This is a genomic window from Amycolatopsis sp. NPDC057786, assembly GCF_042797905.1.
Lineage (GTDB): Bacteria > Actinomycetota > Actinomycetes > Mycobacteriales > Pseudonocardiaceae > Amycolatopsis.
The window spans coordinates 50944-75114 of the sequence record NZ_JBHVKW010000003.1 but is presented as its reverse complement, the minus strand read 5'-3'; the positions used below and the strand labels follow the sequence as shown (position 1 = coordinate 75114).

The 24171-nt window shown below is 67.7% G+C and carries 27 protein-coding genes and 1 pseudogene; 12 read left to right on the top strand and 16 right to left on the bottom strand.

What is annotated here, in order from left to right:
• Window position 1: 1 nt before the first annotated feature.
• The 4 genes from ACFVM3_RS03315 to ACFVM3_RS03300 all read right to left on the bottom strand — a co-directional run bounded on the left by ACFVM3_RS03315 (window position 2) and on the right by ACFVM3_RS03300 (window position 2885).
• Window positions 2-1204, bottom strand: coding sequence for a hypothetical protein (locus tag ACFVM3_RS03315; RefSeq protein ID WP_378435107.1), 1203 nt, complete (start codon window positions 1202-1204; stop codon window positions 2-4).
• Window positions 1201-1800: a DUF3558 domain-containing protein gene (locus ACFVM3_RS03310; RefSeq protein ID WP_378435106.1), complete on the bottom strand. Its 600-nt coding sequence runs from the start codon at window positions 1798-1800 to the stop codon at window positions 1201-1203. Before ACFVM3_RS03310 ends, ACFVM3_RS03315 begins: the two co-directional genes overlap by 4 nt.
• 15 nt (window positions 1801-1815) lie before the next feature.
• On the bottom strand, window positions 1816-2322 hold the full coding sequence (locus ACFVM3_RS03305) for a hypothetical protein (protein WP_378435104.1): 507 nt from the start codon (window positions 2320-2322) through the stop codon (window positions 1816-1818).
• A 170-nt stretch (window positions 2323-2492) separates the two neighbouring features.
• Entirely contained in the window at window positions 2493-2885 is a 393-nt protein-coding gene (locus ACFVM3_RS03300) for a DUF3558 domain-containing protein (protein ID WP_378435102.1), read from the bottom strand.
• Window positions 2886-3291: 406 nt separating this feature from the next.
• On the opposite strand from ACFVM3_RS03300, the gene ACFVM3_RS03295 reads away from it, so the two are divergent.
• Entirely contained in the window at window positions 3292-5637 is a 2346-nt protein-coding gene (locus ACFVM3_RS03295; protein WP_378435100.1) for an oxidoreductase, read from the top strand.
• A gap of 35 nt (window positions 5638-5672) precedes the next feature.
• Window positions 5673-6170, top strand: a complete 498-nt coding sequence (locus ACFVM3_RS03290) for an SRPBCC family protein (protein WP_378435098.1) — start codon at window positions 5673-5675, stop codon at window positions 6168-6170.
• Here the strand turns inward: ACFVM3_RS03290 and ACFVM3_RS03285 are convergent.
• Window positions 6137-6706 carry a hypothetical protein gene (locus ACFVM3_RS03285; protein WP_378435096.1) on the bottom strand — a complete coding sequence of 190 codons (570 nt, stop codon included), beginning with the start codon at window positions 6704-6706 and terminating at the stop codon, window positions 6137-6139. The two genes, ACFVM3_RS03290 and ACFVM3_RS03285, sit on opposite strands and share 34 nt — an antisense overlap.
• Window positions 6707-6858: 152 nt before the next feature.
• Between ACFVM3_RS03285 and ACFVM3_RS03280 the strand changes: the two genes are divergently transcribed.
• The 3 genes from ACFVM3_RS03280 to ACFVM3_RS03270 are packed head-to-tail and all read left to right on the top strand — an operon-like array spanning window position 6859 to window position 10881.
• The gene (locus ACFVM3_RS03280; protein ID WP_378435095.1) at window positions 6859-8694 is read left to right on the top strand and encodes an NHL domain-containing thioredoxin family protein; all 1836 of its coding nucleotides are present in this window, start codon (window positions 6859-6861) and stop codon (window positions 8692-8694) included.
• 40 nt (window positions 8695-8734) lie between these two features.
• Complete coding sequence (locus tag ACFVM3_RS03275) at window positions 8735-9028, top strand: co-chaperone GroES (RefSeq protein WP_007032412.1); 294 nt, start codon at window positions 8735-8737, stop codon at window positions 9026-9028.
• A 26-nt stretch (window positions 9029-9054) separates the two neighbouring features.
• A complete protein-coding gene (locus tag ACFVM3_RS03270; protein WP_378435093.1) occupies window positions 9055-10881 on the top strand; it encodes a VanW family protein in 1827 nt (608 codons plus the stop codon).
• A gap of 3 nt (window positions 10882-10884) precedes the next feature.
• Here ACFVM3_RS03270 and ACFVM3_RS03265 read toward each other — a convergent pair whose 3' ends face one another.
• The 6 genes from ACFVM3_RS03265 to mug all read right to left on the bottom strand — a co-directional run bounded on the left by ACFVM3_RS03265 (window position 10885) and on the right by mug (window position 16005).
• Window positions 10885-11601 (bottom strand): leucine-rich repeat domain-containing protein, encoded by a 717-nt coding sequence (locus ACFVM3_RS03265; RefSeq protein WP_378435091.1) that lies wholly within the window; start codon window positions 11599-11601, stop codon window positions 10885-10887.
• Between the two features lie 19 nt (window positions 11602-11620).
• On the bottom strand, window positions 11621-11917 hold the full coding sequence (locus tag ACFVM3_RS03260; protein ID WP_126736158.1) for a GlsB/YeaQ/YmgE family stress response membrane protein: 297 nt from the start codon (window positions 11915-11917) through the stop codon (window positions 11621-11623).
• A gap of 71 nt (window positions 11918-11988) precedes the next feature.
• The gene (locus ACFVM3_RS03255; RefSeq protein WP_378435089.1) at window positions 11989-12264 is read right to left on the bottom strand and encodes a GlsB/YeaQ/YmgE family stress response membrane protein; all 276 of its coding nucleotides are present in this window, start codon (window positions 12262-12264) and stop codon (window positions 11989-11991) included.
• A gap of 123 nt (window positions 12265-12387) precedes the next feature.
• Window positions 12388-14232 (bottom strand): acyl-CoA dehydrogenase, encoded by a 1845-nt coding sequence (locus ACFVM3_RS03250; RefSeq protein ID WP_378435087.1) that lies wholly within the window; start codon window positions 14230-14232, stop codon window positions 12388-12390.
• Window positions 14233-14370: 138 nt separating this feature from the next.
• Window positions 14371-15171 (bottom strand): response regulator transcription factor, encoded by an 801-nt coding sequence (locus ACFVM3_RS03245; protein ID WP_378435085.1) that lies wholly within the window; start codon window positions 15169-15171, stop codon window positions 14371-14373.
• Between the two features lie 282 nt (window positions 15172-15453).
• A complete protein-coding gene (gene mug / locus ACFVM3_RS03240; protein ID WP_378435083.1) occupies window positions 15454-16005 on the bottom strand; it encodes a G/U mismatch-specific DNA glycosylase in 552 nt (183 codons plus the stop codon).
• A gap of 28 nt (window positions 16006-16033) precedes the next feature.
• Between mug and ACFVM3_RS03235 the strand changes: the two genes are divergently transcribed.
• Window positions 16034-16687 (top strand): class I SAM-dependent methyltransferase, encoded by a 654-nt coding sequence (locus ACFVM3_RS03235; protein WP_378435081.1) that lies wholly within the window; start codon window positions 16034-16036, stop codon window positions 16685-16687.
• A 98-nt stretch (window positions 16688-16785) separates the two neighbouring features.
• On the top strand, window positions 16786-16962 hold the full coding sequence (locus ACFVM3_RS03230) for a hypothetical protein (protein ID WP_378435079.1): 177 nt from the start codon (window positions 16786-16788) through the stop codon (window positions 16960-16962).
• On the opposite strand, the gene ACFVM3_RS03225 is transcribed toward ACFVM3_RS03230, so the two are convergent.
• Window positions 16903-17550 carry a VanZ family protein gene (locus tag ACFVM3_RS03225; protein WP_378435078.1) on the bottom strand — a complete coding sequence of 216 codons (648 nt, stop codon included), beginning with the start codon at window positions 17548-17550 and terminating at the stop codon, window positions 16903-16905. The genes ACFVM3_RS03230 and ACFVM3_RS03225 overlap by 60 nt on opposite strands.
• A gap of 150 nt (window positions 17551-17700) precedes the next feature.
• On the opposite strand from ACFVM3_RS03225, the gene ACFVM3_RS03220 reads away from it, so the two are divergent.
• From ACFVM3_RS03220 to ACFVM3_RS03210, 3 genes are all read left to right on the top strand, one after another.
• Entirely contained in the window at window positions 17701-18177 is a 477-nt protein-coding gene (locus ACFVM3_RS03220) for a GNAT family N-acetyltransferase (protein WP_378435076.1), read from the top strand.
• Window positions 18178-18260: 83 nt separating this feature from the next.
• Window positions 18261-19946 carry a bifunctional metallophosphatase/5'-nucleotidase gene (locus tag ACFVM3_RS03215; protein WP_378435074.1) on the top strand — a complete coding sequence of 562 codons (1686 nt, stop codon included), beginning with the start codon at window positions 18261-18263 and terminating at the stop codon, window positions 19944-19946.
• Window positions 19947-20055: 109 nt separating this feature from the next.
• Window positions 20056-20394: an MmcQ/YjbR family DNA-binding protein gene (locus ACFVM3_RS03210; RefSeq protein WP_340686142.1), complete on the top strand. Its 339-nt coding sequence runs from the start codon at window positions 20056-20058 to the stop codon at window positions 20392-20394.
• Here ACFVM3_RS03210 and ACFVM3_RS03205 read toward each other — a convergent pair.
• Together ACFVM3_RS03205 and ACFVM3_RS03200 are read right to left on the bottom strand one after the other, a co-directional pair.
• Window positions 20391-20918 carry a GNAT family N-acetyltransferase gene (locus ACFVM3_RS03205; RefSeq protein ID WP_378435072.1) on the bottom strand — a complete coding sequence of 176 codons (528 nt, stop codon included), beginning with the start codon at window positions 20916-20918 and terminating at the stop codon, window positions 20391-20393. The two genes, ACFVM3_RS03210 and ACFVM3_RS03205, sit on opposite strands and share 4 nt — an antisense overlap.
• A gap of 34 nt (window positions 20919-20952) precedes the next feature.
• Window positions 20953-21345 carry a pyridoxamine 5'-phosphate oxidase family protein gene (locus ACFVM3_RS03200; protein WP_378435070.1) on the bottom strand — a complete coding sequence of 131 codons (393 nt, stop codon included), beginning with the start codon at window positions 21343-21345 and terminating at the stop codon, window positions 20953-20955.
• A gap of 36 nt (window positions 21346-21381) precedes the next feature.
• Here ACFVM3_RS03200 and ACFVM3_RS03195 point away from each other — a divergent pair, with 36 nt between their 5' ends.
• Together ACFVM3_RS03195 and ACFVM3_RS03190 are read left to right on the top strand one after the other, a co-directional pair.
• The gene (locus ACFVM3_RS03195; RefSeq protein WP_378435068.1) at window positions 21382-21783 is read left to right on the top strand and encodes a DUF4279 domain-containing protein; all 402 of its coding nucleotides are present in this window, start codon (window positions 21382-21384) and stop codon (window positions 21781-21783) included.
• Window positions 21784-21868: 85 nt separating this feature from the next.
• Complete coding sequence (locus tag ACFVM3_RS03190; protein WP_378435066.1) at window positions 21869-22522, top strand: hypothetical protein; 654 nt, start codon at window positions 21869-21871, stop codon at window positions 22520-22522.
• A gap of 2 nt (window positions 22523-22524) precedes the next feature.
• On the opposite strand, the gene ACFVM3_RS03185 is transcribed toward ACFVM3_RS03190, so the two are convergent.
• Both ACFVM3_RS03185 and ACFVM3_RS03180 read right to left on the bottom strand, forming a co-directional pair.
• Window positions 22525-23013, bottom strand: coding sequence for a GNAT family N-acetyltransferase (locus ACFVM3_RS03185; RefSeq protein ID WP_378435065.1), 489 nt, complete (start codon window positions 23011-23013; stop codon window positions 22525-22527).
• Window positions 23014-23495: 482 nt separating this feature from the next.
• Window positions 23496-24064: pseudogene (locus tag ACFVM3_RS03180) on the bottom strand (YdcF family protein).
• Between the last annotated feature and the right edge of the window lie 107 nt (window positions 24065-24171).

Sequence of the window (24171 nt, the reverse complement as noted above, 5' to 3'; positions counted from 1 at the left end):
ATTACGCGCCGATCACCGGCGGAACCGGCTTGTCCCCGTCGTAACCGCCGAAGAGGGAGTCGCCGTCCTCTTCCTGCAGCGTGATCTTGCGCTGGTGCTCTTCGTCCTCGCCGCCCTTGCCCTTGCCGGCACCGGCGCCCATCCCGCCGCCACCCATTCCGGGCGCGCCGGGCCTTCCCGTCGCCGCTGGGCCTCCCGCCGGCGTGCCGCGCATCGCGCCTTCACCGGGCATACCGGCGCCGACGCCGCGACCCGGCCCCATGCTCCCCGGCCCGCCGGTCGACCCACCCGGCCCGAACCCGCCACCGGGCCCGAAACCGCCGCTGAACCCGCCCGATCCCGGCCCGAATCCGCTGCCGCCACCAGGTCCGCCACTGGGGCCGGGACCGAACGCGGGCGGCCGGTGGTCGCCCGGCCGCACCTGCGTCCCGCGGTCCCATCGGGACAGATCGGTCCGATCGTCCGGCTGCGGCGAAGGCACCGGTCGCGGGACCTGCGGAATCCTCGGCGGCTGCGGAGCTTGCGGCGGCCTCGGCGCCTGATACCCCTCGGCACCCGGAGGCGCGCTGTACGAACTCGGCCCGCCGGTGTACCCGCTGGGACCACTGTGCCGCCCCGAGTCGCCGGGCCCGCCACTGAACCCGCTGACCTTGGTCTGCCCGGGATCGATCGGATCCGGCGTGATCGGCGCGGACGAGACGTTCGGATCATGTGCGGCCGGATAGGCCGGCGCGAGCGACTGCTGCCGCGGCTGGGTGCTCTGGTAATACGGCTCGTAGATCTCGACGTTGTGCTTGGTGTCCGCGTCGAACTTCGCCGCCGCGATCTCGTCGTCGCTCGCGCCGATCGACAAGACGTCCTCGGGCCCGCTGTCCCCCGCGCGCTCCTTCTCGACCGGACGCACATTGCCGCGCGTGTAATGGAAAGAGGCGTTCTGGTCGAACATCGACTGCCGGGCGCGATCCATGTTCTCGCCCGCGATCTTGGACGTCGCGATGAGTGGGGCGAGGCCTGCTACGCCGCTGTCGGCGGCTTTGCCCTTCCAGAAGGAACTCAGCGCGGTTTGGCTGGACTCCAACGTCCTGCTCATGTCCTCGTGAATGACCAGAAGTTTGTGGGAGGAGACCTGGGCGGCGTCGAGTCGTTTGGTCGTGTTGGGGTTGGCGTTGAGCTTCTCGAAGATCTCCCAGCCGCTGTACGTCATTGGGCCGCCTTCAGATGCTGGACGGCGAACTGACCAAACTTCGTGAGGAGTCCACAGGCATCGTTGTACTTCGGGCTGCCACTGAAAAGCTGTGTGGTCAAGACGTACATCATGTCGTCGCGAACACCGACCGCCAGGTTGCACACGCCTGGGCCTTCTCCGCCGTTGGCGTAAACGACCGCCGGGTAACCGGCGATGTCGGCCACCGGCTGAAACGTCGTGACCCCGCTGCCCTGTGCTTTGAGCGCGTACAAGTGACTCAAGCCGTCTGGCTGGCTGACATTGAGATTTCCGGTGACTGTTCCCGAAGTGTTGGTGAAGATCCACAGACACCCCTTACCGCCGGCGATGTCTTGCGGTTCGGCTGTCTTGAGAGTGACGCCGGCGCTGTTGACTTCTGACTCGCTCGCCGCGTCACATGCGTTCGTTTCAAGGGCTGTCGTCTTCAGCGGCGTCGCTACCTTGGGAGCACCTGCTCGGGGAAGGCCTGATTGCGCGGGAGACGACGCAGGCTGACCTGTAGAAGGCTTGCCGGGGTTGTCGCCGTTGCATCCGGCGATCAGGGCGACGGAAGCAGCGACGGCAAGGACCGTCATGGACCGGGAGCGCATTCAGAGAGCCTTTCCGATGGAGCGGATCGCGTCGAGTGCGGCCTGGTCTTGGTTCTGGTAGGCCGTCCTGATGTCTATCAGCGTCTGCATGTATGCCTGCGTGTAGGCGGCAGCTCCATTGAGAAATGACTGGTAGGCCGCACCGGACTCGTTTGCTTTGGCGACGTAGCCGTCACTCGCGACCTCGGCGCCCATAGCGTCGATACCGGTGAGGTTGTTCGCTTCGGCACGAGCGCGGCTGAAGTCGCGCTCAATGCAGTCTTGAAGCTGCTTGATCACCTGGTCCATGGCGGCCGGGTCGAACTCCCAACCACTGTTCGCGGAGGCGGCCGCGAAATCGGCCTTCGCCTGGCCGGTGCCCAACTCGCCGTAGTTCGGCGGCGGACCGGGAGGTGGCGGCGCAGCAGCGGCACCCGGAATCAACCCCGAGTTCGGCGGCGGTGCCTGCGGCCCTGGCCCGTTGATCTGGTCGTAGACCCCCTGAGGGCCGCGTTCCGGTCCTGTCATTGACGTGCCTCCCCGCACGGGTCGCGATGGGGCGCGACCTACCCGTAGTTCCCTACCGACTCCAACCGGTGACGATAGCAGCAGGTAAACCGTTGATCAGCCACTTCGAGGAAGATCACCATCGAAAGGTGGGGTGGTCGGCGCGATTTGTCCTGATCGACGGTTTCGTGTCAGGACTTCTTGAGGTTCTTGATCGCCGCGCTCACAACCCTGACGGCCATTCCGCAGGGATCGGACAGCATCGGGTTCCCTGTGGTCAGCAGTGGCGTAACCGTGTGAGTGAGGTCGTCCCGACTGCCGACCGCGAGCACACACCGGCCCTTTCCTTCACCGCCGTTGTCGTAGATGACGTCGGGTGGCCTTCGATCGAGTCGACCGGCTTGAAGGTGGAGAGTCCGCCCTGCGCATGCTTTGCGTAAAGGCTGCTCAAGCCACCTCTTGCCGGCAGTTCCGTCGTCGACCTCGGTTCTCTCCACCCCCCCGATGGCCTCGATCTCGGCTGTGGAAACAGCACCGCAAGGCTCGACCTCTACAGTCGCGGTGTCCGTGATCGGTTCGGCCACGACCGGGCCTCCGGCAAACGGAAGGCTGTTCGAAGAGGGAACTGCCGCTACCGCGTCGCCCGCAGATTCTGAGCTACAGCCGCCGGCCAGCACTGAAGCCAGTGCGAACCGAGCAGAATGTTTTTCTTCATGTCGTGCCTCCCCGCACGGGCCGCGAAGGGCGCGACCTACCCGTAGTCCATCACCGACTGCGGTGAGTGACCGTGGCGGTGAGCTGTCGAACCGGCGGCGAATCCGGCCAAGATCACCAACGCCGGGAGAAACGGCCTGGTCCGGAACCCGGGACGGCCGTTCTGCCGTCGTGCTCCCATGGCAGTTTCCGGTCTGATGTCCTGGGCCACTTGCGAATCCCGTGGGTGATCGGCTTCGCTGGTGCCCGAGGAACGACGGGGGAGGGAACGCAACGATGCCGGGTTTTCGGCGCAACAACGGGCCGCGCGATCCGGGGGAAGGCGACCAGAACGGCGACACGTCGCTGCCGCCGCTCGACCCGTTCGATCCGAACCCCGACAAGCGGTACGAGGTCCCGGCGTCCGAGCTGATGAAGCCGGGCACGACGGGGCTGCTCCGCTGGCGTCGCCAGGCGACCAACGCGCCGATCGTGCAGGTCGAGGACGCGTACATCACCGGGACGCTCGATCTGCGCGCGGCCGACATCAAGTATCTGTTCCGGTTCGAGCGGTGCCGGTTCGAGCATCCGCCGGACGTCCGCGAGGCGCATCTGCTCGGGCTCGTGTTCCGCAAGTGCTGGCTGCCCGGGCTCAAGGCGCGCAACCTCCGCACCCGCAACGACGTCCGCCTCATCCGCAGTGTCGTGCACGTCGACGCCGAGCACGAGCTCGAGGAGACCACGGTCCAGCGCGGTGACGATCGCGAGCGCGGGATGCCGAACGCGGCGGTCAATCTCACCGACGCGGTCATCGAGGGCTCGGTCGTGCTCACCCGCACGGTGATCACGCATCCGCGTGGCAAGGCGATCCAGGCCGACCGGGTCAACATCGTCGGCGCGTTGCTGGCGTATCGGTTGGTGGCCAACGGGGAAGTCCGCATCCCGGGGATGCGCGCCGGCGGTAACGTCAACTTCTCCGGCGCGACGCTGAACAACCGGGACGGCTTCGCGCTCAACGGGAACGGGATCCACATCGGCGGCAGCCTGTTGTGCGAGGTGGACAACTACGGGCCCGCCGCGCAGCGGAAACGCTTCTCCGCCAGTGGGATCATGTTCCTGCCGAGCGCCACTGTGGACAGTGACATCATTTTCCGCGAGGCAAGGCTTTCGGTGAACCAGTCCGGGCCGATCGTTGTCGACGCGTGGAAATCGAACGATCCGTACATCGATCCGCGGCCGGCGCTGGTCGCGGATCGCTCGACGGTCAAGGGAAACCTCGAACTGAGCGACGGGATGCAGGCGACCGGGACGCTGCGGATGGTCAACGCCCGGATCGGCGGTTCGCTGCGGCTGGCCGGTGCCGAGGTCCAGGTCGTCCGCGGGCAGACCATTCCCTACTACGACCGCGCGATCCACCTCGACGGGACCACCATCGGCGGCGATCTGGAGGCGACGAGCCTGCGGGTGCCGTCCGGGCAGTTGCGCATGGCCGACATCACCGTCGGCGGCAACGTGCTGGCGTGGAACTCGATGTTCCTCCACCCGCGCCGCGACGTCTTTTCCGCGCGACGCGCGAAGGTCGCGGGCAACTTCCAGCTCACCGACGCGACGGTCCAGGGAACGCTGCGGCTGCAGGGCGCCGAGATCGGCGGCAGCGTGAACCTCTTCGGCACGAGCCTGACCGAGCCCGGCGCCCGCACTCGTACCAGTTACTCGCTGGACGTCCGCACGGCGCGGATCGGCCGGGACCTGATCCTCACCGAGAACAAGGAACGCCCGTTCGTCGCGCAGGGCGGGGTCAACCTCGACGGCGCGCAGGTCGCGCGGCGCGTCGACTTCCGTGGCGCGCGGCTGGGTTCCCTGCCACAGCACGGGATCGCGCTTGACGGCAGTGATGTCTCGGCCGACGAATTCCTGCTCACGCCCGGTGTTCCGCCGGACGGCCGGATCGTGTTGCGGCGCGCGCATTGCGGGACGCTGGGCGACAACGAGGCGTTCTGGGCGTCGGCGAGCGGGATCGAGCTGGAGGATTTCCGTTACGACGCACTGCAAGAGGACATCGCGCTCGACGACGACCGGGCGATCGACCATCGGATCGCGTTGCTGCGCAAGGCGATGGACGGCTACCGCCCAGGACCGTACGACCAGCTGGCGGCGACGCTGCGCGCGTCCGGTAATGAAGAGCACGCCTCCACGGTGCTGCTGAAGAAACAGCAGTTCCGGTACGAGGCGCTCGCGAAGGGCTTCAAGTTCTTCGGGCCCGGCGTGCACGTGTGGAGCTGGTTGCAGCGGTCGATGGTCGGCTACGGCTTCCGTCCGGTACGCGCGCTCGGCTGGCTGCTGACGCTGCTCGTACTGGGGAGCCTGTGGTTCGGGCTCGGCGTCGACGACTGCGTCACCAACCCCAAGCTGACGGTGAGCGGGCCGCGGTGCCTGGTCAACCAGGACGACACCGGGCTCCAGTGGAACCCGGTGCTGTACACGATCGACCTGCTGGTCCCGATCGTCGACTTCGGCAACAAGTCGCGCTGGTACATGCACGGTATGGACAACTGGGTCGCCGCCGGGTTCACCGCCTCGGGCTGGGTGCTGGCGACGACGGTCGCGGCGGGCATAAGCCGGATGCTCCGCCGCGACAACTGAGGGTATTTCACATACCCTCAGTACGGAGGTATGTGATGACCCAGCCCAGCGCCACCGGCAAGATCGCGATCGCCGCCCCGCCCGAGAAGGTGTACGCCCTGGTCAGCGACCCGGGAGCACTCGCGGACATGGCCGAAGAGTACGAAGGGCATCGCTGGGTCGGTGCGGCGAAGGAGCCCGCCGTCGGCGCCAAGTTCCGTGGCCGCAACCGCCGCGGGATCCGTCGCTGGAGCACCCTCTCGACGATCACCGACGCCGACGAGGGCAAGCGGTTCGCGTTCGAGGTGACCACGTTCGCCGGCCTTCCCGTCGCGCGCTGGCAGTACGACATCGAGGCCTCGGGCGACGGCTGCGTGGCCGTCGAAAGCGCGTGGGACCGGCGGCCGGGCTGGCTGCGCGGGCCGACGTCGCTGTTCACCGGGGTCTGGAAGCGGGACGACGCCAACCGCGCGAACATCGCCGCGACGCTGGCCCGGCTGAAGGACGCCGCCGAATCCGCTCACTCCACGAACCGCGACCAGAACTCGATCTGACGCGGCCCGCCGGACGGCGGTGGGCCCAAGGGCTCGCCGCAGAAGTCGTGCCGCAGGTATCCCCGCAGGTCGTAGCCGTAGTAGACGATGTCGGTCTGATACACCGACAGCACCGGATATCCCGTGCTCCCGGCGATCCCCGGCAGGTACCGGTGCCCGCAAACGGGCACCAGCCGCGGGGCGCGCGCCAGATGCGAGCGTGCCCGCGAAAGCGCGTCGGCGAGGTCTATCGGGCGCATGCCCCACTCCGGCAGCCAGAAGCCGTTGTGTTCGACGTCGTACAGCACCCCGTCGACCGGCCAGTCCAGGCGTTTTCGCAGCTGGTCGGGGTTGCCGCAGCGCCAGTCCGGCCAGCGGTCGCCGATCGGCACCCCGGCGGACAGGAAGGTGCGGTGGTCGGCGGCGAACCGGAAGCCGAAGCGGGCTTCGACGTCGTCGAGCTCGGCCTCGCTCAACCCGGGACGCACGGGTTCGGCCAAGCTCGCCTGGAGGTCGTGTGCCTCCTCGATGGTGAAGGCGTGCTCAACAGTGGACATGTGTTCGAGCCTAAATTGCCCAACGCGAAGGCGCCTTCTCTTTTAACACCACTCCCTCATCACCCACATGGGCCTCCTCCCTCGGGGTGAGCTCGCCCTCTCGACGCATGGACCTCGGAACAGCACGGCCGCGCGTGTAGTTCACTCATGTCGTGACTTCCCCACGAACGCAGTCCCGCGTCCGGGCGCCCGAGCTCGACGGCGACGGGTGGCTCAACACCGGCGGCGAGCGGATCACGCTCGCCGGGCTGCGCGGCCGCGTCGTCCTGCTGGACTTCTGGACCAGTGGCTGCGTCAACTGCCTGCACGTGCTGGACGAGCTGCGCCCGCTGGAGGCCGAGTTCTCCGACGTCCTGGTGACCATCGGCGTGCATTCGCCCAAGTTCCTCCACGAGGGCGAGGCGGCCGCGATCGAGGCCGCCGTGCGGCGCTACGAGGTACACCACCCGGTGCTCAACGACCCGAAGATGGCCACCTGGTCGCAGTACGCGGTCAAGGCGTGGCCGACGCTGGTCGTCGTCGATCCCGAGGGTTACGTCGTCCACGTCGCCGCCGGCGAGGGGCACGCCGAGGCGCTGCGCCGGGTGATCGCCGACCTCGTCGCGACCCACGAGGCCAAGGGCACGCTGCGCCGCGGCGGCAGCCCGTACGTCCCGGTCGAGGAGCAGCGCACCGAGCTGCGCTTCCCGAGCAAGGCCGTCACCACCGCCGAAGGCCGCATCCTGGTCGCCGACACCGGCAACCACTCCATCGTCGAGTTCGCGTCCGACGGCGAGACGATCATCCGCCGCTTCGGCAGCGGAGAGCGTGGCGCGCAGGACGGGCCGTTCGACCTGGCGAGCTTCACCGAGCCGTCCGGGATCACCCTGTTGCCGTACGAGGTCGCCGAGCGCGCGGGTTACCACGCCGTCGTCGCCGACACGGCCGGTCACCGGCTGCGCGGTATCGACCTGATCACCGGCGAGGTCTCCACGGTCGCCGGCACGGGCCGCCAGTGGCGAGACGGCGTCGACACCGGCAAGGCGCTCGACATCGACCTCACCAGTCCCTGGGACGTCGCCTGGTGGGGGCCCGCGGGCGGTGTCGTGGTCGCCATGGCGGGCAACCACACGCTGAGCGTGTTCGAGCCCGTCTCGGGCTCCATCCGCCGCTTCGCAGGAACGACCGTCGAAGGGCTGCGTGACGGCGACGTCCACGAAGCGTTCTTCGCGCAGACGTCCGGCCTCACGCCCGACGGGCGGAAGCTGTGGCTCGCGGACGCGGAGACGTCGGCGCTGCGCTGGATCCAGCCCGAGGGCGAGACGTTCACCGTGCACACCGCGGTCGGCGTCGACCTGTTCTCCTTCGGGCACGTCGACGGGCCCGCCGACAAGGCGCTCCTGCAGCATCCGCTCGGTCTCGCCGTGCTGCCCGGCGAAACCATCGCGATCGCCGACACCTACAACGGCGCCATCCGCCGGTACGACCCGCTTACCCAGCAGGTGACCACGCTCGCGACCGCTCTCGCGGAGCCGTCGGGACTGCTCGTGCACGACGGCGAACTGCTGGTCGTCGAGTCGGCGGGAAGCCGCATCGGGCCGGTGCCGCTCGATGAGCAGGCGATGGCCGGTGACGCGCACGCGGTCCGCCGTCCGCCGACCGTGCTGGCGCCGGGTGAGCTGGAGTTCTCCGTCGTCTTCACGCCGCCGCCCGGGGAGAAGCTCGACGACCGGTTCGGCCCGTCGACGCGGCTCGAGATCAGCGCCTCGCCGCCGGAACTGCTCGCCGACGGCGCCGGGGTCGGCACCGACCTGTTCCGCAAGCTCCGCTTCGCCGAGGGCGTCACCAGCGGCGTCCTGCAGGTCGTCGCGCAGGCCGCCAGCTGTGACGACGGCGGCGAGCACCCCGCCTGCCGCATCACCCGGCAGGACTGGGGCGTCCCGGTACGGTTCGAAAAGGGTGGAGAAAGCGTGCTGAGCCTGGTCATGGCGGGCGATCCGGGTAAGTAGAGTCGTACTCGTGTCAGATCGGCCGAAACTCGAGATTCAGATGCTGCAGGACAGGGTGCTCGTAAAGCTGTCCCCCGAGGACGGCGAGCGCCGGAGTTCGGGCGGCATCGTCATCCCCGCCACCGCGCAGGTCGCGCGGCGCCTAGCGTGGGGTGATGTACTGGGCGTGGGCAACAGTGTGCGGAACGTCAAGACCGGTGACCGTGTGCTGTTCAACCCTGACGACCAGCACGAGGTCGAGATCCAGGGCGAGGGGCACCTGGTGATGCGGGAGCGCGACATCCACGCCGTGGCGACCGAACGGACCGAACACGGCACGGGGTTGTACTTGTAGCTCGGCTGCGGGAGGGGTGGGGAGAGTTGGCACGCGATGAGCAAGAGGACCTGTTCACCGACGACCTCCTCCCGGACTCCGACCAGGACCTGGTGGACGAGCTCTTCGAAGGCGACAGGGTGGTGCATCCGCCACCCACGCCCGCGTCGAAGCTCCGCAGGGGACTCGGCAAGGCCCTCATGGTCACCGGGGTGCTCATGGGCCTGTTCGTGGTCGCGTACGCGGTCGACCTCATCGTCAGCGCCGGGGACGTCCCGCGCGGGGTCACGGTCGCGGGGATCGACGTCGGCGGCCTCACACACAAGGAAGCCGAGTCGAAGCTCCGCCGCGAACTGGAGCCCAGGCTGATCGAGCCGGTGCGGGTGCGGGCGGGCGACGTCCGGACGGTGCTGTACCCGACGTCGTCCGGTCTCGGCCTGGACTGGCCGCAGACGCTGGGGCGCGCCGGTCACCAGCCGCTGAGCCCGTACACGCGGCTGATGTCGTTCTTCAGCAGCCGTGAGGTCGGCGTCGTCACCTGGACCGACGCGCCGAAGCTCGAAAAAGCCGTGTCGGACCTCGCCGCCACGCAGCTGAACCGCCCGCCGGTCGAAGGGAACATCACGTTCCAGCCCGTCGCGGGCACCGACGGCGTCGTCGCCACCGCGGTCGAGCCGCGGAACGGGCAGGCGCTCGCCGACGTCAAGGAGGCGGTCACCGCGGTCACCGACCACTGGCTGAGCGACCAAGGTGTCGAGTTGAAGGTCAACGTCGCCCCCGTGAAGGCGACTTCGCCCGGTGTGCACGCCGCGCTCGTCAAAATCGTCGTCCCCGCGGTCGCGAAACCGCTCGTCATCCGCGGCGAGGGCAAGGACGCGATACTGAAACCGACCACGATCGCGGCGTCCTTCCAGTTCGCCGCACGCGACGACGGCAACCTCGAAGTCCGCATCGACCAGGGCAAACTGCGCGCCGTCGCGCAGCCACAGCTCAAGGAGACCGAGACCGACGGGGCGGACGCGCAGATCGTCTTCGTCGGCGACAGGCCGGCGGTGCAGCCGTCGAAGGACGCGCGGAAGATCAACTGGGACCACACGTTCTCGTCGCTGACCTCGGTGCTCGCGAAGAGCGAGGAGCGGGAGCTGAGGGCGGTCTACGACGCCAGCAGCCCGGCCGTCAGCACCGACGCGGCGAACGTCCTCGGCATCAACGAGATCATCGGCGAATTCACCACGTCGGGCCTGAGCGGGCCCGCGATGACGAACGTGCAGGCGTTGGCCAGCCGGGTTTCCGGCGCCATCGTGAAGCCGAACGAGACGTTCAGCCTCGGCGCGCGGTCCGGTGCGAGGACGGCGGACGCGGGCTACGTCCCCGCGCCGGTGAACGAAGACGGCACCGGGCCGGTCGTGGTCGGCGGCGGCGTCTCCCAGCTCGCGACGACGCTCTACAACGCCGCGTACCTGGCGGGGCTGGCGGACGGCGGGCATCTGGAGCACGACCACTACCTCGACCGCTATCCGGTCGCGCGCGACGTCAAGGCGATCAACAACGACGGCTCGCCGGTCGAGCTGCAGATCGTCAACGACGCCCCGACCGGGATCGCGATCCAGGTGCTCCCCGCCAATGGTTCGGTGACCGTGCGGATCTGGGGTACCAAACGGTTTTCGGTGCAGAGCGTCGGCGGCGAGCGGCACTCCTACGTTCCCCAGCCGGTGCAGATGGGCTCGGGCCCCGGCTGCGTCCCCGATCCCGGTGCGGCCGGGTTCAGCACGTCGGACACCCGCGTGCTGATCGACGTCGTCACCGGGACGGAGGTCCGCCGGGAGACCCGCAACGCGACCTACTCGCCGCGAGCCGCGATCATCTGCGCCTGAGGCTCACCGCAGCACCATGCAGCCACGCGCCTCGAAGTCCGCGAGCCACGACGGCTCCCGCAGTTCCTTGTTCCAGCGCAGATCCAGCTTGTCCAATTTGGACAGCCGGGCGATGGACGGCGGCAGCGAGGTCAGCTTGTTCTCCCGCAGGTCCAGCTGACGCAACTCGCCCAGCTCACCGATGGAGGACGGCAAGGACGTCAGCAGGTTCTTCCGCAGATGCAGCTCGCGTAAGGCGGAAAGCGTTCCGATCGATTCCGGCAGTTCGGTCAACCCGTTGCCGTACAAGCGAAGTTCGCGCAGCGAGGCCAGGCCGGAGAGGTCTTTCGGAAGCGTGGGGATGCGATTGTCCGTGCAACCCAGGTATTTCAGCCGTCCGAGCGAGCAGAGCGCGGCGGGGAATTCGGTGAGCCGGTTGTCGCTCACGTAGAGGTATTCCGTCAGCCCGGAGAGCTCGCCGAGTTCGTCCGGCAGGGTGGAAAGCTCGTTGTGGCCCAGATCCAGGGTGTGCAGATTCCGCAGGGCGCCGATCGAAGGCGACACGGTGGTCAGCCGGTTGGCGGCCAGATTCAGCACGCGGAGCCCGGACAGCGACCAGAGCCCGTCGGGAACGGACGTCAGCCGGTTGTCGTACAGGTCCAGGTGTTCGAGCGAGGCCGGAAGGGAGGTGCCGGACAGGGAGGTCAGCCCCTGGCCACTGAGATCGAGTCGAGTGGTCACAGGGCCGACCGTAACGGGATCAGGTGACTGTCCGGTGCCCGCCGCCCTTGACCTTCGCGTAGATCGCGGCCGCGCCGATCACGCCGACGATGGCCGCGCCGACCTGGAAGGCGTGCCGGATCCAGTCGATGCCCGCGGTGTCACGGACGCCGAACACACCGGCAAGCCAGTTGCCGATGAAGGCGGCGATGATGCCGACGACGATCGTCAGCCACATCGGGATCTTCTGATCGCCGGGCGCGATCATCCGGCCGATGACGCCGAGGATCAACCCGACCACGATCGTGGTGATGATGCCCCAAAGGCCACCCAACATGGTTCCTCCTTCGCTGGAGATCGATGAGCCCACGGTGACACCGATTCGGGCTCATCGCGCCTCAAGACCCCTTACCGGGTGACACTGCGGCGTCCGTAGAGGTTCGCGGCCAGGGTCACCCCGAGACCGGCGATGACGATCTGGGTGATGAGTTCGAGCCAGTCGAAGCCCTTCGTGTCCGCGTAGCCGAGTCCACGGGCGATCGCCGTACCGATGAAGGCGGCGACGATACCGACGACGATGGTCAGCCAGATCGGAATGGACTGCTTGCCGGGGGCGAAGAACCTGCCGAGCACCCCGAGGATCAAACCGACCACGATCGCCGTGATGATGCCGGTGACTGTCATTGAGACTCCTTTGCCGAGGTCTCCGCCCGGAGGCGGACTCAGCACGGTGATGCCCGCCCGGAACCCCCTCGAAACCAGAAAGGCCCTCTCCGCGGGGGAGAGGGCCTTTCGTCACGAAACCGTTTAGAACGCGGCTTCGGGGATGTCCATGAGGCTGTTGTCCGCGGCCTCGACGATCGCGCGGCGCGACGTCAGCTCCGGCAGCACGTTCTTCGCGAAGAACGACGCCACCGCGAGCTTGCCCTCGTAGAACGGGACGTCCTTCGCGGACGCGCCCGCGTCGAGCTTGCCGATGGCGACCTCGGCGTGCTTGATGAGCTGCCAGCCGATGAGCAGGTCGCCGACCGACATCAGCAGGCGGACCGTGTGCTGGCCGACCTTGTTGATGTTCTGCGGGTCTTCCTGCGACGAGGTCAGGTAGCCGATCAGCGAGCCGAGCATGCCCTGGGTGTCTTCCAGCGCCTGCTTGAGCAGGGCGCGCTCGTTCTTGAGCCGCCCGTTGCCGATCTCCGACTCGATGGTCTTCGTGATCTCCCCGGCGACGTAGGCCAGCGAAGCACCCTTGTCGCGGACGATCTTGCGGAAGAAGAAGTCCAGCGACTGGATGGCCGTGGTGCCTTCGTACAGCGAGTCGATCTTCGCGTCACGGATGTACTGCTCGATCGGGTAGTCCTGCAGGAAGCCCGACCCGCCGAGGGTCTGGAGCGACTGCACGAGCTGCTCGGTCGCGCGCTCGGAACCGACGCCCTTGACGATCGGCAGCAGCAGGTCGTTGACGCCGTGCGCGATCTTCTGCGACGCCTCGTCACCCTCGCCGGTCCACACCTGGTCCTGGAAGGTCGCGGTGTAGAGGTACACCGCGCGCAGGCCCTCGGCGTACGCCTTCTGCAGCATCAGCGAGCGGCGGACGTCCGGGTGGTGCGTGATGGTGACGCGCGGCGCCGCCTTGTTCAGCATGTTCGGCAGGTCGGCGCCCTGGACGCGCTCCTTGGCGTACTCGAGCGCGTTGAGGTAACCGGTCGACAGCGTCGCGATGGCCTTCGTGCCGACCATCATGCGGGCGTACTCGATGACCTGGAACATCTGCGCGATGCCGTCGTGCACCTCGCCGAGCAGCCAGCCCTTGGCGGGGGTGCCGTGCTGGCCGAAGGTCAGCTCGCAGGTGGTGGAGGCCTTGATGCCCATCTTGTGCTCGACGTTGGTGACGAAGGCGCCGTTGCGCTCGCCCAGCTCACCGGTCTCGCCGTCGAAGTGGAACTTCGGCACGAGGAAGAGCGAAAGACCCTTGGTGCCGGGCCTGGTCTCGATGCCGGGGCCCTCGGGACGGGCCAGCACCAGGTGCATGATGTTCTCGACCATGTCGTTCTCGGCCGAGGTGATGAACCGCTTCACGCCGTCGATGTGCCAGGAGCCGTCCTCCTGCTTGACGGCCTTGGCGCGGCCGGCGCCGACGTCGGAACCGGCGTCGGGCTCGGTGAGCACCATGGTGGCGCCCCAGCCGCGGTCGATCATGATCTGCGCCCAGCGCTTCTGCTCGTCGGTGCCGTTCTTGTCGACGATGCCGGCGAAGTTCGGGCCCGCCATGTACATGAACAGCGGCGCGTTGGCACCGAGGATCAGCTCGGCCGCGGCCCACTGCACGGTCGGGGGCAGGCCGAAGCCGCCCAGCTCGTTCGGCAGGCCCAGCCGCCACCATTCGCCGTCCATCAGCGCCTGGTAGCTCTTCTTGAACGACTCGGGGATCTTCACCGAGAAGGTCTTCGGGTCGTACACCGGCGGGTTGCGGTCCGCGTCGGCGTACGAGTCGGCGAGGGGACCGGAAGCGAGCTTGTTCAGCTCGGTCAGCACGCCGCGGGCGGTCTCCTCGTCGGATTCCGCGAGGACGCCCTTGCCGAGGCGGTCCTGCACGCCGAGTACCTCGAAGAGGTTGAACTCCAGGTCTCGGACGTTGCTCTTGTAGTGGCCCATTTCGTCACTCCAATGTGTTCGGCTCCCCGGCCGGGCACACGTCCCCTACTCGCCGGTAACTTCAGGATATTACCTGTGGGTAACCGGCGGCAAGTGAATGGCCACTGTTGTGATGTGTAAATCAGCAATACGGGGGTCTCAGCGGGATGACGGCGCGATCGAAGTGGCCGTGGGTGTCTCGACCGGGGTGTGCGCGTCGTCGGGGTTCGTGACCAGGATGCCGGAACGGAACGCGATCGTCACCGCGTGTGTCCGGTCTCGGGCGGAAAGCTTGCGCAGGATGCTCTTGACGTGCGTCCGCACGGTTTCCACGGAGAGGAACAGGATCTTCGCGATCCCGGAGTTCTCCAGCCCCTCCGCCACCAGCTGCAGGACCTGGTACTCGCGGCGGGACAGCGGCATCAGGCCGCGCGCGGTCGCCGGCTTGGGGGCGTCGCCCGGCTTCGGGAGCACGGGCTGGCGTTTCGGCCGCGCGGTCAGCGCCGCCAGCGTCGGGTCGATGTAGCGCCGGTCGCTGTGCGCGCGCCGGATCGCCTCGGTCAGATGCCGCCCGTCGGTAGCCCGCGGCACGATCGCGTGCACGCCTGCCGCGATCGCCGCGGCGAGGTACTGCTGAGTGCGGTTGGTGTCTCTGATCATCGTGATGATGACCAGTGCCGGGTCACCGCCGCTGAGCAGGCGGGACAGGTGGCAGTTCGGGTCGAGCGCCGAATCCAGCACGATGACGTCCGGTTTGAGCTGTTCGCACAGCTGGAGCGCCGCGTGATGGCTGGCCGCGTGCCCGAGCCACTGCAGGCCGGGCGTGCGGTGGACCAGCGAGCTCAGGCCCTCGCAGAAGATCGGGATCGGATCGACGGCGGCCACGCCGAGTCCGCGGCCGCCTGGTGACAGTCCACCAGGCCTGCCGGCCTGAGTTCGGTTCGGCTCGATGCTTCGCATCACGGACCCCTCCGTTTTCCTGCCCGCCATCTCCGGACGAGAGGACTCGAAAGCCCATTCGGTGACCACCGCCCCCCGGCGTGGTCACCCTCGTCAACCGGTCCCCCCTGCGGGACCGGACAGAGATGACACCTCGTAACTATTACGAGTCAGGAGGTCGGAGCACGTGACGCGATATCCCCCTCATAGATGTATCGCCCCGTCGCGGCAAACTCTGCGTATCAGCTGGTCGTGGATCTCTTGCGCAAATGAACCCGCTGAGGGCGGAAGTTGACAAGTTCGCTACTCAGAGTGGACTTCAGTGTGAAGACGGCCGAACTCGTCTCCGAGCGCCGCGGGCGTCCAATGCGCGTTCAGCCCGCTGGGATTGGGCAGGACCCAGACCCGTGCCCCGCCGATCTCGCCGTCCTGCGGGCCTATCTTCGCCTTCGGCAGGCCGAACGCCGCCCGGAAGGCCGTGATCCCGACCACGGCGAGCCAGCGTGGCCGGTATTCGGCGACCCTCACCGCGAGGAGGCGCCCGCCTTCCCGGAATTCGTCCGGGGTCAGCTCGTCGGCCCGCGCCGTCGTCCGCGCGACGACGTTCGTGATGCCAAGGCCGAGGCCGAGCAGCTCGTGCTGCTCGCTGGGGTCGAGCACGCGCGGGGTGAAGCCGCCGCGGTGGAGCGCGGGCCAGAACCGGTTCCCCGGCCGGGCGAAGTGCAGGCCGAGCGCGCCCGAGTAGAGGCCAGGGTTGATCCCGCAGAACAGCACGTCCAGGTCGGGCGCGATGACGTCGTCGATGGTCTTGCCGTAGGCGGCGGCCAGCTCGTCCTTGGTCGGTTTGGTCCTCACCCCGCCAGTTTCCGGCACGCTGGCGGGTATGGAGCACGGGGCGTTCACGGCCGACGGCTGTCCGGTCGAGGTCTATCGGCTGCTGCCACCCGGCGACGAGCCGGGGACTGTGCACGCGGCGATCCCGGAAGGCGCGTCGATCCTGGAGCTCGGCAGCGGCGTCGGGCGGATCACGCACGCGCTGCTGGATCTGGGGCATCCGGTGGTCGCGGTGGACGACTCGCCGGAGATGCTCGCCCACGTCCGCGCGGACAAGGTGTGTTCGAAGATCGAGGAACTGCGGCTCGAACGGCTCTTCGACGCGGTACTGCTGGGCAGTCACCTGGTCAACACCGCCTCCGCGGTCGATCGCGAGGCCTTCCTGTCCACCGCCTGCGCGCATGTCGCGCCCGGCGGCCGGGTGCTCGTCGAATGGCATCCGCCGGAGTGGTTCGAGTCGGTCCGCGACGCCCAGGGCGGCAGACTCGGCGAGGTCGACGTCCGGCTCGACCGTGTCGTCCGTGACGGTGACCTGCTGTCGGCCGTCGTGCGGTACTCGGCGGCGGGCCGGTCGTGGAACCAGCCCTTCACCTGCCGCCGGCTGGACGCAGCGGCACTGGACGCCGCCCTGACCAGGGCAGGCCTGGTCTTCGAGCGCTGGTGCACAGACGACCGCACCTGGTTCTCGGCGACCCCCGCGTGATCTGGGACACCCACTTTCGTCTCAAGGGGTGGTCAACTCACCACGATATGCGTACTGTTTGTGATCTCGCACACAAAGGTCGTATTCGAGGAGGCGTTTTGCAGCTCTCGCTCATCCTCGGCCTGGTCGCGTTGATCTTCGTGGTGGCCACCGTGCTGGTGATCGCGGAAGACCGGCGGGCCGCGCGGCGCGCGGCCCAGCGACGGCGGGCGAGGCTAGCGGACCTGGGCGAGGTCGACCCGCTCGCCACGCAGCGGCTGCATCTCGACCGTTGAGGGCACGGGCTTCCGCACGAGGCTGAGCAGCAGCGCCCCGGCGATCCAGCCGAGCATCGCGCCACCGGTGTTGTTGAGCAGGTCGTCGACGTCGAAGATCCGGTAGACGTAGGGCGCGGTGCCGAAGTTCGCGGTCAGCTGCGTGATCTCGATCAGCAGCGATGCGGCGAGCCCGATCAGCGTCGTGCCGATGAGGCCGCGCTTCCACAGTGTCCTGGCGAAGAAGCCGAGCGGGACGAACAGCAGCACGTTCATGGTGGCCTGCTGGAAGGTCTGGGTGGTGAACCAGTCGGCCATCGGCAGCCCGTGCTTGAGCAGTTCGGTGTGGATGTCGGTGATCCACTGGAACGGGTTCAGCTGCACGGTCTGGCTCAGTCGTCCGGCGCCGGGGCCGGGCAGCGGCAGGAAGGTCACCGCCAGGGTCATGGTGGCGTAGAGCAGCACGGCGGCCGTGGTCAGGACGGGACGAAGCCGCACTCGGCCGTGCCGCGCGTGCAGGACGATCAGCTGCGGGATCAGTACCGTCGCCCAGAGCGCGAAGAAGCCGATCAAGCCGTACTGCAGGGCGGTGACCTGTGCGTTCGTCATGACCACGACGTTATGGATCAGGCGGGTGCGGCCACTTCGGTCGAAGGGCCGCCGCTGCCGGGGCCGGATCGGCCGAGTGGCCGACCCCGATCTTGGCCGATCGGCGATATTCGTTCCCTGCTCCGCCGGTGGACGTGGGATTCTGCCCGGATGGTGCTCGTGCGACGGCTCGTCCCCGCGGATCTCGACGTCTTCCGTGAGATCCGCCTGCGTGCCCTGACGGACACGCCCGAGAACTACGGCTCGATCGCCGCGGCCGAACGCGCGCAATCCGACGAGGAGTGGCTCGCGAAGCTGGCCGGGGACGTCTGGTTCGCCGCCTTCGACGACGGGCGTCCGGTGGGTCTCGTCGCCGGACGGGCGCGAGACGACGGCTGGATCCTCTACTCGATGTGGGTCGCGCCCGAAGCCCGCCGCCGGGGATTGGGCACCAGGCTGATGGATGAAGTGCGATCGGCCGCCGAGGACGACGGCGCACGCGAGGTGTGGCTGCACGTCGCGGAGGACAACGACCACGCGCGGCGGCTGTATTTGAAACTCGGCTTCATCGCGACCGGGGAACTGGAGCCGATGCCGAACGACGTCACCCGGCGGCGCGAACGTCTTTATCTGCCCGTCACCATGTGACGTTTGCCTATCGTCCTGCTTTCTGCCCTGGTGAAGCGCAAATCCGCAAGGCAGACTCCTCCGCCGTGCGAATCGGAGGAAGCATGAAACTCTCTACCCGGCTGGCCGTGGTCGCCGGTGCCGCGCTGACCGCGCTGGCCGCCGTCGCCGCGCCCGCGTCCGCCACGTCGTCGACCACCGACGTCCGGCTGATCACGTTCAACGACCTGCACGGCAACCTCGAACCGCCGTCCGGTTCGAGCGGCCGTGTCACGCTCCCCGACGGCAAGACCGTCAATGCGGGCGGTGCCGCCTACCTCGCGACGCACCTGAAGAAGCTTCGCGGCGAAGTGCGTAACTCTGTCGTCCTGTCGGCAGGTGACAGCATCGGCGCGTCGCCGGTGATCTCGGCGCTGTTCCACGACGAGCCGACCGTCGAACTGCTGAACCGGCTCGGGGTCGAGGCTTCCGTGGTGGGCAACCACGAATTCGACGAAGGCCTCAAGGAACTCCGCCGGATGCAGCACGGCGGCTGCCATCCGACCGACGGCTGCCAGTTCCGCGAGTCCTTCAAGGGCGCGAACTTCCCCTTCCTCGGGTCCAATGTGTACTACGAGAACGGCTTCCCGGCGCTGCTGCCGTTCAGCATCGAGTTCTCCGGCGGCGTCCCGATCGGCGTCATCGGCGCGACGCTGAAGGATCTGCCGCAGGTCGTCACCCCGGAGGCGATCAAGGGCCTGAAGTTCGGCGAAGAGGTCCAGGCCATCGACCGCACCGCCAAGCTGCTCGACCTGTTCGGGGTCAAGGCACAGGTCGTGCTGCTTCACCAGGGCGACAACTCCGAGACCGCCGGTCCGGACGAATGCAAGGTCAAACCGGGGGCGGCGACCGCGATCGCGCAGAAGGTGACGTCCACAGTGGACGCCATCTTCACCGGGCACAGCCACCAGCAGTACAACTGCGTGATCAACGATCCCGACGGCAAGCCGCGCCCGGTGATCCAGGGTGCGTCGTTCGGGCGTCTGCTGTCGGTCGTCGACCTGAAGATCGACCGCCGCACGCTCGACGTCGTCCGTGGCGAAACCAAGGCGCACAACCAGATCGTCACCCGCGACGTCACGCCGGACGCCGACGTGCTCAAGCTGATCGAAGAGGCGAAGACCAAGGCCGCGCCGATCGCGAACAAGGCCGTCGGCACCATCACCGCGGACCTGACCGCCAAGGGCGCCCCCTCCGGGGAATCGCCGCTCGGCGACGTCATCGCGGACGCCCAGCTCGAAGCCACGAAGTCGAACGGCGCGCAGATCGCCATGACGAACCCAGGCGGTATCCGCACGGACTTCACCTACGCGTCGTCGCCCGCCGGCGAGGGCGACGGTGTCGTGACCTACGGCGAGGCGTTCGCCGTGCAGCCGTTCGCGAACATCATGCAGACGATCACGCTCACCGGGGCCGACCTGAAGAACGTGCTCGAACAGCAGTGGCAGGCCAACGGCGTGGTGCGGATCCTGCAGATCTCGAAGTCGCTGAAGTACTCGTACTCGGCGTCGGCGGCCCAGGGGTCACGCGTCTCGAACCTGACACTCGACGGCACGCCGATCGATCCGGCGGCGTCGTACCGCGTTTCGGTGAACAACTTCCTCGCCGCCGGCGGGGACGGCTTCACTGAGTTCACGAAGGGGACCAACCTGTCGGGTGGTCCGGTGGACCTGGACGCGCTGATCGCGTACTTCGGGGCGCACCCGGGTATCGCGCCGCCGTCCGCGGACCGGATCACCGCGCTGCCGTAGCCCTCGCGAGCGCCATGAAAGGTCCTTTCCTTGCGAAATTTGCGAGGAAAGGACCTTTCATTGCATCTGTGGGGTGGTTTTGTCAGTGACCCAGGGCACAATGGCCGCCATGACGACCTGGGAAGAAGTCGTGGAACTGGCGGGCAGGCTGCCCGAGGTCGAGGAGTCCACTTCGTACCGCACGCCGTCGCTCAAGGTCGCGGGCAAGAGCTTCGCCCGCCTGCGCACCGAGGCCGAGGGCGGGCTGATGCTGCTGTGCGAGCACGCGGAGAAGGAGGCGCTGCTGGCCTCCGGCGACCCCGCGTACTTCACCACACCGCATTACGACGGCTACGGCGCGATCCTCGTCGACCTGGAGAAGGTCGAGAAGACGCAGCTGCGCGAACTCATCGAGGAGGCCTGGCGGATGAAGGCGCCCGCCAGGCTCACGAAAGGACTGAACGACTAGCGGAGTTCCCCTTCGAGCAGGCTCATCAGGTACTCGTCGTGCCACTCGCCGTTCTGGCCGCGGAACGACTGCCGGTGCCTGCCGTCCACCTGGAATCCGAGCTTCTTGTAGACGTGGATCGCGGCCTCGTTGTCGACCACGACCCACAGCGCGATCATGTGCAGCCGCATCATGTCGAAGCCGTAGCGGCAGAGCGTGCGCATGGCGTCGGTGCCGTAGCCGCCGCCCCAGTGGTCCTTCTCGCCGAGATAGATGTCGAGTTCCGCGCGGCCTCCTTCCGGCGTGGCGTCGCGCAGGGTGCAGGTGCCGATCAGCGTGCCCACGGCGAGGCTCTCGATCGCGAAGTCCACGTGGCCGAAGCTGTTGGGCTTCCGGTTGGCGAAGCGTTCGCGGGTCTGGGCGAGGGATTCCGGGTGGTCCGCGGGCAGCCAGCGCGTGACCTCCGGGTCGTTGTGCCAGCGCCACAGCGTGTCCGCGTCCTCGGGTTCCAGCGGGCGCAAGCGGATCAGTTCACCGGTCAGCATCGTCCATCCCAAGATCGGTATCGGACTTTCCAGACTATTGGGCGACACCCGCGAGCAGCCACCGCTTAACGGGGACTTCCAGCAGCACCCTGGCGCCGAACGGCTCGATCTCCTCGCCTGCCGCCCAGCCGTCGTACTTCGCCGCCAGCGCCTCGAGAACGTCCGCGCGGAGCGTTCCGCGGTGGACACGTACCAGGCCTTCGGCGACCACCGGCGCGTCGCCGTCTTCCAGCGCGATGCTGACACGCGGATCGTTGCCGATGTTGCGCACCTTCACGTTCCGCTCGCCGCTGCCGATCCAGAAGACGTCGTCGAGGTAGACGAACCACACCGGCGTGACGTGCGGCGATCCGTCCGCTCGGAGCGTGCACAACCAGGCGTTGCGCTCCCGCGCGAGCCGTTCGATAAGCGATTGATCACGTTTCACCTGGTCAGCCTGCCCGAAAGCTAGGGTGCCGGGCGTATGAAGGTCCACCAGTACTGCTACTTCGCCTTGAAGAGCGAAACCGTGTCCGCCGCGGAGATCACCGCGCGGCTCGGCATGGAGCCCGACGAGGTCCTGGTACTGGGTTCGCGGTCCGCCGAGCACCGGTTGCCGCGGATGCACGCCTGGAAGGTGACGCATCGCGGTTCGGAGCCGGTCGACGACCAGATCGAGAGCGTGATCGGCAGGCTCGCCCCGGTCCGCCCCGAAATCCGGAAGCTGGTGGACGAAGGCGCGAGCGCGGTGCTGCAAGTGGTCCGCTACTTCCATCACCGTGACGGCGGCGAGGAGTTCGGCTGGCACCTCTCGCCCGCCGTGCTCGCTTTCCTCACCGAAGCCGCCGCCGCGCTCGACGTCGACGAGTACGACCTCAGCGAATGAGCTTCCGCCGGTCCGGTGCGCGGTGGAAACGCCGAAGATGGTGGGATGGTGCCCCACAGCCGGACAACCCCGTTGGGAGCCCAGCATGTCGAGCGAGAACTGGCCGTTGAGTCAGGATCCCGAGTCTCCGGTGATCATCTCCCGGTCGCTGGTGGAGGACCCGTCGAACCTCGCGTTCGTCGTACTCGACGACGACGGTGACTGGTTCATCAGCGACGGCAACGAGTTCTCCGAGGACATGGAGGAGAACAAGGACGCGTTCGGCGCGCTGCCGCTGCGGGAAGCGGTGGAGCTCATCCCCGAACTCGCCGTGCTCGCCGGCCTCCCCACCGGCATGGCCGCCGACTGGGATCCGGAGCGGCGCTCGTGGCTGCTGAGTTCGGTCGCCGACTCGGACGACGACGAGGAAGACCTCCTGGTGCGCGCCGCCCGCCTCGCCGCGTGGACGCATCCAGGCTCGCCGCTGGAAGAAGTCCAGGTGAGCACCGAACTCGCCGAGATCTCCACCGACCCCGCCGCCCCGGCCCGCGCCGTGCGCCAGGTCGTCCGCGAGGCCGACGGCAGCTGGCTGCTCGTCGGCTTCCAGGTGCCGGAGAACGAGGACTTCGAGGTCGAAGCCCTCGAAATGGAGCACGCCGTCACGCTGTACCCGGACGTCGCCCTGGTGCTGAGCGCCGCGCCCGGCCAGGTGTACGACCGGCCGAGCGCCGACGCCCCCTGGGAACTCGTCGAAGGCTGACCTCAGCCGAAGTCGCAGTACATGACGTGCAACCCGATTCGCCCCAGCGTCGGGTGCTCGAACGCGCCCGGCACCGTGCCGACGATCTCGAACCCGAGCCGTTCGTAGATCCGGATCCCGGCCGCGTTCGATTCGGCGACCGCGTTGAACTGCATCCCCGCGAAACCCTGCTCCCTGGCCCACTGCAGAGCGTTCGCGCACAGCGCACCACCGATGCCCTTGCCGCGAACATCCTTGTCCACCATGAAACTGGCCGTCGCCACATGCGACCCGGGTCCGCCGCGGTTCGGCCCCATCTTGGCCGTCCCGAACACGCGGCCGTCCTCCACCGCGACCACCGTCCGGCCCGGCGGCGCCTCGATCCATGTCTTGCGGGCGTCGTTCTCGCTGAGGTCCGGGTCGTAGGTGTACGTGTCCGCGGCCCGCACGACTTCACGCACGATCGACCAGACCTGCGCCCAGTCCTCTTCGGTGAACTGCCGGATCTCCATACCTGGCACGGTAACAACCATCATGCTCGACCGATCTCTCAACAAGTTCTCTGAGCAGAGAGAAAGCCCGCATGGACACGGCGGAGGCCTGTCGGCTCGCTGGAAGATCGAAGTGTGACTGCACGACGACCTGCTACTACTGCGATCGTCGGATCGACGGGCGTCACGAGCACGATCGGTACACCCTCGAACGAGGCCGGCCGCCGGAAGGTTACTTCTTCGCCTTGAAGGGTCTTCTCCAAGAAGGATTCACACATGTCGAAAGTCGGGGTATCACCGAATCGGTCGGGAATCATCCGTCGTTGAGTGACGAGGCCGTTCTCGCACGATGGAGCGAACTGCCACCGCTGAGCCGTGTTCTTTACGGAAAGATGCGCAGTGTGCACGAGGAACGGATGTTCCGACGAAGCCATAGGGGCGAGGAGGTATCCGGCCTATCTGCGTTGGCCGCTGCCGTGCACCAGGTCGTCGCGATCGATCCGTCATAGAAGACGTTTCCTGAACCCCGCCTTCACCAGGTTGCCGTACGCCTCGGCGACGCGGCTCGGGATGTCCTGCCGAACAGCGAAACCACGCTCGGCGTAGACGGTGATCCGTTGTGTGTCACCGACAAGCATGTTGATGACACGGTCGACGTCACCGATGCTCTCGACGTAGTCGTCCAGCGGCAACGACCGGGAAGCGCAGATGACGTCGACCTCGGGCCACAGTTTCGTGCATGTCGCGTAGGCGCGCCGCTGCTGGTACGGCCGGGAGATGAGAACGACCGACTCGGCCTCGACGCCGCGAGACTTCAGCAGTGCGCGAGTGAGCGTGATGTTGTCGCCGGTGTTCAGTGCCTCGGTCTCGACCAGGATCGCGTCATCCGGAACGCCCAGCTCCAGCGCGTGTTCGCGGTAGTGGACGGCTTCGCCGCGCGGGTCGCGACGCCGAGGTCGTGGCTGCCGAGTCCGATCCCGACGTCGGCGGGCCGGAGTTCGTGGCGCATATCGTGGTAGTCCCAGAGCGTCTGGACGTCGGCGCGGAGATCGTCCGGCAAGGTCTCGGGCATCAGGGACTCCGAAGCAAAGCGAAAGCCCCAGGTCCACAGTGGACATCCACTGACCTGGGGCTTTCGCAGCTGAGCGGATGACGGGAATCGAACCCGCGTATTCAGCT

Coding starts and splice junctions, on each gene's coding strand:
- ACFVM3_RS03195 (WP_378435068.1), top strand. CDS start 21,382: ATGAAGGTCCACCAGTACTGCTACTTCGCCTTGAAGAGCGAAACCGTG.
- ACFVM3_RS03210 (WP_340686142.1), top strand. CDS start 20,056: ATGACGACCTGGGAAGAAGTCGTGGAACTGGCGGGCAGGCTGCCCGAG.
- ACFVM3_RS03305 (WP_378435104.1), bottom strand. CDS start 2,322: ATGACAGGACCGGAACGCGGCCCTCAGGGGGTCTACGACCAGATCAAC.
- ACFVM3_RS03250 (WP_378435087.1), bottom strand. CDS start 14,232: ATGGGCCACTACAAGAGCAACGTCCGAGACCTGGAGTTCAACCTCTTC.
- ACFVM3_RS03295 (WP_378435100.1), top strand. CDS start 3,292: ATGCCGGGTTTTCGGCGCAACAACGGGCCGCGCGATCCGGGGGAAGGC.
- ACFVM3_RS03225 (WP_378435078.1), bottom strand. CDS start 17,550: ATGACGAACGCACAGGTCACCGCCCTGCAGTACGGCTTGATCGGCTTC.
- ACFVM3_RS03315 (WP_378435107.1), bottom strand. CDS start 1,204: ATGACGTACAGCGGCTGGGAGATCTTCGAGAAGCTCAACGCCAACCCC.
- ACFVM3_RS03245 (WP_378435085.1), bottom strand. CDS start 15,171: ATGCGAAGCATCGAGCCGAACCGAACTCAGGCCGGCAGGCCTGGTGGA.
- ACFVM3_RS03260 (WP_126736158.1), bottom strand. CDS start 11,917: ATGTTGGGTGGCCTTTGGGGCATCATCACCACGATCGTGGTCGGGTTG.
- ACFVM3_RS03290 (WP_378435098.1), top strand. CDS start 5,673: ATGACCCAGCCCAGCGCCACCGGCAAGATCGCGATCGCCGCCCCGCCC.
- ACFVM3_RS03205 (WP_378435072.1), bottom strand. CDS start 20,918: ATGCTGACCGGTGAACTGATCCGCTTGCGCCCGCTGGAACCCGAGGAC.
- ACFVM3_RS03310 (WP_378435106.1), bottom strand. CDS start 1,800: ATGACGGTCCTTGCCGTCGCTGCTTCCGTCGCCCTGATCGCCGGATGC.
- ACFVM3_RS03275 (WP_007032412.1), top strand. CDS start 8,735: ATGCTGCAGGACAGGGTGCTCGTAAAGCTGTCCCCCGAGGACGGCGAG.
- ACFVM3_RS03215 (WP_378435074.1), top strand. CDS start 18,261: ATGAAACTCTCTACCCGGCTGGCCGTGGTCGCCGGTGCCGCGCTGACC.
- ACFVM3_RS03185 (WP_378435065.1), bottom strand. CDS start 23,013: ATGGAGATCCGGCAGTTCACCGAAGAGGACTGGGCGCAGGTCTGGTCG.
- ACFVM3_RS03255 (WP_378435089.1), bottom strand. CDS start 12,264: ATGACAGTCACCGGCATCATCACGGCGATCGTGGTCGGTTTGATCCTC.
- ACFVM3_RS03235 (WP_378435081.1), top strand. CDS start 16,034: ATGGAGCACGGGGCGTTCACGGCCGACGGCTGTCCGGTCGAGGTCTAT.
- ACFVM3_RS03190 (WP_378435066.1), top strand. CDS start 21,869: ATGTCGAGCGAGAACTGGCCGTTGAGTCAGGATCCCGAGTCTCCGGTG.
- ACFVM3_RS03220 (WP_378435076.1), top strand. CDS start 17,701: ATGGTGCTCGTGCGACGGCTCGTCCCCGCGGATCTCGACGTCTTCCGT.
- ACFVM3_RS03285 (WP_378435096.1), bottom strand. CDS start 6,706: ATGTCCACTGTTGAGCACGCCTTCACCATCGAGGAGGCACACGACCTC.